At 71.4% G+C, this 6,610-nt stretch carries 4 protein-coding genes and 1 pseudogene; all 5 read right to left on the bottom strand.

Going from position 1 to position 6,610, the window contains the following annotated elements; translation table 11 throughout:
• Positions 1 to 2,764 (bottom strand): FAD-binding and (Fe-S)-binding domain-containing protein (locus D474_RS0101620; protein WP_017611853.1); only part of this gene is annotated, 2,764 nt, incomplete at its 3' end.
• Entirely contained in the window at positions 2,757 to 4,139 is a 1,383-nt protein-coding gene (locus D474_RS27305) for an MmgE/PrpD family protein (RefSeq protein ID WP_017611854.1), read from the bottom strand. The genes D474_RS0101620 and D474_RS27305, both read right to left, overlap by 8 nt.
• Complete coding sequence (locus D474_RS27310; RefSeq protein WP_152476571.1) at positions 4,136 to 4,981, bottom strand: glycine betaine ABC transporter substrate-binding protein; 846 nt, start codon at positions 4,979 to 4,981, stop codon at positions 4,136 to 4,138. Before D474_RS27310 ends, D474_RS27305 begins: the two co-directional genes overlap by 4 nt.
• A 146-nt stretch (positions 4,982 to 5,127) precedes the next feature.
• The gene (locus D474_RS0101635) at positions 5,128 to 5,934 is read right to left on the bottom strand and encodes an ABC transporter permease (RefSeq protein WP_017611856.1); all 807 of its coding nucleotides are present in this window, start codon (positions 5,932 to 5,934) and stop codon (positions 5,128 to 5,130) included.
• Positions 5,931 to 6,610, bottom strand: a pseudogene (locus D474_RS33795) (ABC transporter); the annotation flags it as partial. The pseudogene D474_RS33795 and the gene D474_RS0101635, both read right to left, overlap by 4 nt.

Genomic DNA, 6,610 nt, shown 5'->3' on the forward strand with positions numbered 1-6,610 from the left:
GGACGTAGGTGTCCGGGTCGGCCGCGCGCACCCGCGGGTAGAGCTCCTGTTCGGCGCAGGCCTGGGACACCTCCCAGTGGCCGCGTTCGAACCCGAAGTTGCCGGCCAGCCCGCAGCACCCGGCCTGGACCACCCCCGGGTCGATACCGAGCCGTTCCAGCACTCGCCGGTCGGCCCCGTAGCTGCCCTTGGCCTCCTGATGGCAGTGCACCTGCGCCACCGCGTCGGCCCTCAGATCGGCGAAGGGCCAGGGCCCCTCGTGTTCGTCGGCGAGTTCGGCGAGTGTGACCACCCGGTCGCGCAGCAGGTGGGCGCGCCGGTCGTCGGGCAGAAGATCGGGGGCCTCACGCAGCATGACCGTGCACGAGGGTTCCAGCCCCACCACGCGCAGACCCGCGTCGAGCCGGCTCTCCAGCGCGTCCAGGGCACGGCGCAGGGCCGCCCGAGCCAGGTCCAGCTGTCCGGTGGAATGCCAGGTCAGACCGCAGCACACCGACCCCTCGGGCAACGCGACCCGGTGCCCCAACGCCTGGAGCACCTCCACGGCGTCGCGTCCCACACCGGGCTCGTGGAAGTTGGTGAAGGTGTCGGGCCACAGCACGATGGTGGCCTCCCCCGCCGCACCGGTGTCACCTCTTCCGGTCCGTCCCGTGCGGCCCAGCGTCCGGCGCAGAGGACGCCCGGCGAAGGTGATCATGTCGCGCCGGGGTTCGATCCCGCCCAGCCTCTTGGCCAACGCCGCCACACGCGGGCGCCGCAACAGGGCGTTGACGACCCCTGCCAGCGGGCGCACCGCGGTGACCAGGCGCGACCACACCGGCAACCACCCGATGCTGTAGTGGGCCACGGGACGCAACCGGCCCTTGTGGTGGTGGTACAGGAACTCCGCCTTGTAAGTGGCCATGTCCACGTTGACCGGGCATTCGCTCGCACACGCCTTGCAGGACAGGCACAGGTCGAGCGCATCCCGCACCTCCGTGGAACGCCATCCCCCGGGAACGCTCTGCCCGTGCAGCATCTCCGAGAGCACCCGTGCCCGTCCGCGGGTGGAGTGCACCTCGTCGCCGGTGGCCTTGAACGAGGGGCACATCGACCCCGAACGCACGTCCCGGCACGCCCCCACACCCACACAGCGCTGGACCGCAGTGGACAACGACCCCCCGTCGGAGGCGAAGGCGTGGACGGGGGTCAGGTCGAGCTCGGTGTGGCCCGGCCCCGGTCTGACAGCCGCGTCCAACGGCGCCGGGTCCGTGACCACCCCGGGGTTGCACAACCCGTCCGGGTCCATGATCGCCTTGAACTCTGCGAACGCCTCCAACACCTGGGGCGAGTACATGCGCCCCAGCAGCTCCGAGCGCGCACGCCCGTCCCCGTGCTCACCCGAGAGCGAGCCCCCGTGCGCGGCCACCAGGTCGGCGGCCTCGGTGGTGAAGGCCCGGTAGCGCTCCAGGCCCCGCGTACTGCCCAGGTCGTGGTCCACTCGCAGGTGCAGGCACCCCTCCCCGAAGTGGCCGAAGGGCACACCCCGCAGACCGTGGTCCTCCATGAGCGCGTAGAGCTCCTTGAGATAGGAACCCAGGTTCTGCGCCGGCACGGCCGAGTCCTCCCAACCGGGCCAGGCCGCGCCGCCGTCGGCCATCCGGGTGACGATCCCGGCGCCCGACTCACGGATACGCCACAGGGCCCGCACCCGCTCGGGCTCCTCCACCAGCAACGACGTGGCCGCCTGCCCGGGCGCCGCCTGCTCCAGAGCCGCTCGGGCCGCCTCCCGGGCCTCCTCCCGAGTGGTCCCGCCGAACTCGCAGTACAACCACCCCTGCCCCTGAGGCAGGTCCTGCCCCTCGTGGGCACGGCCCGGCCGGGTACGCAGAGCCTCCAACAGGTCGCAGGCCATACCCTCGACCGTCAGCGCTCCCCCCGCCGCCAAGGACGGCGCGGCCTCGGCGGCGGCGAACACATCGGCGAACCCGACCACCAGCAGAACCGTCGCACGCGGTACGGGCACCAGGCGCACCGTCGCCTCGGTCACCAACCCCAGAGTGCTCTCACTGCCCACCAGCGCACCGACCGCGTCGAAGCGGTGCTCGGGCAGCAACCGGTGCAACGCATAACCCGACACCTGGCGGGAGAAGCGTCCCAGTTCAGTACGGAACGCAGCCAGGTGCCCGTCGCGCCAGGTGCGCACACGCTGGTCCAGGGCGGCGTCACCGAACCCGCCGCGATCAGCGGTCAACGAGCGCCCGTCGGCGAGCAGGTGGGTCAGGGACACCGTGTTGTCGGCCGTGGTTCCCCAGGCCACCGAGTGCGACCCGCACGCGTTGTTGCCGATCATCCCGCCCATGGTGCAACGGCTGTGTGTGGACGGGTCCGGGCCGAACGTGAGCCCGTGTTCCAGCGCCACGTCACGCAGGTCGTCCAGGACCACCCCGGGTTGCACCCGGGCCGTGCGCGAGTCCGGGTCCACCTCGAGCACACGGTCCATGCGGGCCGAGAAATCGACCACGATCCCGGGCCCGATCGCGTTGCCCGCCACCGAGGTCCCGCCCCCGCGGGCCCGCACCGGGGCCCCCGTCTGCCGGGCCACCTCCAGGACACCGGCCACGTCCTCACCATCACGCGGGGTCACCACCGCCTCGGGCACGTGCCGGTAGATCGAGGCGTCGGAGGAATGGGCCGCCCGCGCAGCCGGATCGGTACGCACCACCTCCTGCCCCAGGCGTGCATGCAGAGCACGGTGCAAGCGTTCGGTCTCGGCCTCAGCCATCGCCGTTCTCACTGTTCGATTCGGGTGCGTGCCCCACCTCGGCCCCGGGTCGGGGAAGAGGCGGCGGTGCTTGGGTCAGGGCGCCCAGCAAGGGCGCGGCCGGCGCCCCGCAGGGCAGGTCGAGCAGCCCGCGCAGGGCCAGCGTCCGCTCCCGTCCCAGGGTCGGTTCGGCCAAGGTGTGGAACTTGGTGCGCAAGTCGCTCTCGCTCAGCGCATCCTCCGGGTCACCGGGGGCGGTGACCGGACCGGAGGCGAGTCGGCGCCCGTCGGCCAGGTCGACGGTCGCATCGGCCCACCGTTGCCCGGGGAAACACGCGCTCATCGGCGCCGACTCCACGACCCGCATGCCCGCGGCGATCTCGTGCACCCGGCTGTCGGCCGACGACGGGTCGGCGACCGCCTCGGGCGGCACGTACCCGTGGACCAGCCCCAACGCGACCGGGAACGGCAGGCTGTACTGGGCCTGCTCGGTCGTCGACGGGTCGCGCGCGTCCAGCCGGACCGCCTCGTGGAAGGTGCCCACCTGCACTTCCACCACGTCGTCGGCTCGGAACCCGTGCTCGGCGACCAGTCCGAGCACCGCGCTCACGGCCGGCTGTGCCCAGCGGCACACCGGATGCGGTTTGAAGTACTGCTCCAACAGGTGCCAGTGCCTGCCCAGCTGCGAACCGGTCCCGGACAACACCTGGGCAGGTGCACCGGTGAATCCGTCCTTCGCCAACAGTGCGGCCTGGGCTCCCGCCTGCGCGCCCGGCGCGGAGCTGTCCTTGACCATGGTCGGATGGTCGATGCAGCGCATCATCGGCCCGCGCGGTCCGTGGTACTCGGCGATCCCGAGGGCGTGCTCGGTGGCCTCGGCGCCCAACCCCAGGGCCCGGGCGCCCACGGCCGCAACACCCAACGCGTTCCACGCCCCCGAACTGTGGTGCTCGCCGGCCAGGGCATGCAGACCCAGACCCGCCCGGAGCGCGACCTCGTACCCCACGGCGGTGGCGGCCAACAGCTCCCCCACGTCGCTGTCCGGCGCCGAGAACGCCACCACACCGGGCAGGACGGCAGCACCTGCGTGACCCTTCGCCAAACGGTGGCCGTCGTGGGCGTCCATCGCATCGATGGTCGCGGCGTTGGCCAGGGCCGCCCCCGCAGGGGCGGCCACCCGGCCGTCGAACCACAGTCCGCTGCACGCCTGCGGCCCGCCCTGGTGGCGGTGGGCGTGATCGCGCACGACATGCGAGAGCCGGGTCCGGGCCCCCGCAGCGGCCGTGCCCACCAGGTCGGCCACGCACCGCCGTGTCTGTTCCACCACCGGAGCAGGCAGGTCATGGACACCGGTCTCGTGCACGAAAGCGGCCAGATCATCGCGCGGGGCGCTCATCCGATGAACCCGTTCTCCTGCAGGAAGTACAGCGCCGCCTCGTCGGCATCGGCGCCCTCCAGATCCACCATCCCGTTGAGCTCGATGATCTCCTCCTCGGTCAACGCCCGGCCCAACCGGTCGGCGAGCTCCTCCAACTCCGGGGACTCCTCCACCGTCTCCTCACGGGCGGTCAGCGCCGCCAGCTCGGTGGTGAAGTAACCCTCGGTGTCCTCCAGGACCTCCATGTCCAGCGAATCGATACGCGCGTCGGTGGTGAAGACCTCAGCGAAGTTGCACGGATCGCTCCGGGCCCCGTTGACGTAGTTCAGCGCCAGATCCATCTGGTGGACACCGTCCACCGGGAAGGGCGCGTCGTGGGCCTGCTGGAAGTCCTCCCACTCCCGGTCCATGAACTCGGCCGCACCGCAGAACGTGGCCTCCTCCGGGTGCTCGTCCACGAAGGGACCCAACTCACCCAGCGAGTCGACCCCGCCGGCCGGACCGGGCGCATCGGCCGCACGCGCGATCCCGTACTGGTTGCCGAACCCGGCCGGGCCCAACCAGGCGATCCCGTTCTCCTCCAGGTCCGCGTGGGCGGTGGCCTCGAACTGGTCCTGCTCACCCTGGACCGCGGTGTCGTGGCCCAGATGCTGGGTCCACCCCGTACCCGAGTACTCCCAGTACAGGTCCACCTCGCCGTTCTCCAGGGCCTGGCGCGCGATGTTGGAACCCATCAGGCCGGTGCGGTCCTCCACATCGGCCCCTGCCGCACGCAACGCATGGACGGTGATCTTGCCGAGGACGACACTCTCGGTGAACTCCTTGGACGAGACCGAGAGCGAGACCCCGCTCAGGTCCATCTCCTGGGCGATACTGCCGCCATCCGGGTCGACGTCCCCCGGCGCGGGGCCGGCTCCGTCTTCGCCCGAGCAGGCACTGGTGGCCAGCACCAGGGCCGACGCGGCTGCGGCGGCCNTCCTTTCCGCCGCCCGCACGGGGCGGACGCTCACACCCCGCGCGGGCGCAGCAGGTCCTCGACGAGCGCGCCGAGCCAGTCGATGGTCAGAGCCAGCACCGCCACCAGCACACTCCCGGCGAACAGCACCAGGTCGCGGTTGGAGGAGATGCCGTTGGAGATGACATCGCCCAGGCCGCCTGCACCGATGAAGGTCGCCAACGCGACCGTGCCCACGGTGATGACCAGTGCGGTGCGGATCCCCGCGAGCATGACCGGAACGGCCAGGGGAAGCTCGATGGACCACAGCACCCGCAGCCGCGACAGGCCCATCCCACGTGCCGCCTCCACCACCGAACGGTCCACCTGGTCCAGGCCGACCATGGTGTTGCGCAGTACCGGCAACACCCCGTAGGTCACGAAGGCCACCACCGCGATCGTGTTCAGCCCCCAGCTGAGGAAGACCACCGCGAAGAGCACGATCAGACCGATCGAAGGGGTGGCCTGCCCGATGTTGGCCAGCGCCAGGACCGCACCCGAGTACCGGCGCATTCTCGGGCGGGTGAGCAAGACACCCAGCGGGATCGCGATCGCCAGCACGAGCACGACCACGACCGACGACAACCACAGGTGCTGCCCGAAACGGCTGAGCAGGTAGTCGGAGTTGAGGCTGCGCTGTTCGATGCGGTCCAGGTCCTGAGCGCCCACGTACAGGTACAGGCCCAGCAGCACCAGGGCCAGGACCGCCGGTGTGACCAGGTGGCGGGCCCACCGCGCAGCCTGCGGCCCCAGGGCGGGCCGGCCGCTTCTCCTGGTGCGGGCGGCCGGGGCGTCCGTCGCAGCCGTCGCGGTACTCATGAGGTACCGATCGATCGGTCGGCGATCCGTCCCCCGTGCGCGGGACCGTCCTCGCTGCCGCCCCCGCCGACACGGTGCAGATGGGTCTGGATCGTGCCCATCTCGACGGTTCCGCGGTAGCGCCCGTCCCGGTCGGTGACCACCACGGTGTCGCTGTTGTTGGCCAACATCGCGTCGAGCGCGTCGTGGAGGGTGTTCTCCGGACCCAGGTGCGACAGCAGCGGCAGGGGCCGGTCCTGGCCCGGGTCCGACCAGCCCAGCGGGCGGTGGTCATCGTCCACGAGCAGCGCGAACGAACCGGACCCGCCACGGTGGTGGGCGTCCTCGCCGCCCTGTACCCGGACCGGGCGGTCACCGGAGACCTCGATCTCCCACAGCCGCGTCAACGAGAGCCTGCGCACGTGCGTGCCGGCGCCGATGAAGTCCGCGACGAAGCCCTCGGCCGGCTCGCCCAGGATGCGAGCGGGTGTGTCGTACTGCAGCACCCGGCCGCACTCACCGAAGATCGCGATCCGGTCGCCCATCTTCACGGCCTCGTCGATGTCGTGGGTGACGAAGACGATCGTCTTTCGGATGTCCTTCTGCAGCCGCAGGAACTCCTCCTGCAGCGCCTCCCTCGTCAGGGGGTCGATGGCGCCGAAGGGCTCGTCCATGAGCAGGACCGGCGGGGGGGGGG

It is taken from the genome of Nocardiopsis salina YIM 90010 (assembly GCF_000341025.1).
Lineage (GTDB): Bacteria > Actinomycetota > Actinomycetes > Streptosporangiales > Streptosporangiaceae > Nocardiopsis > Nocardiopsis salina.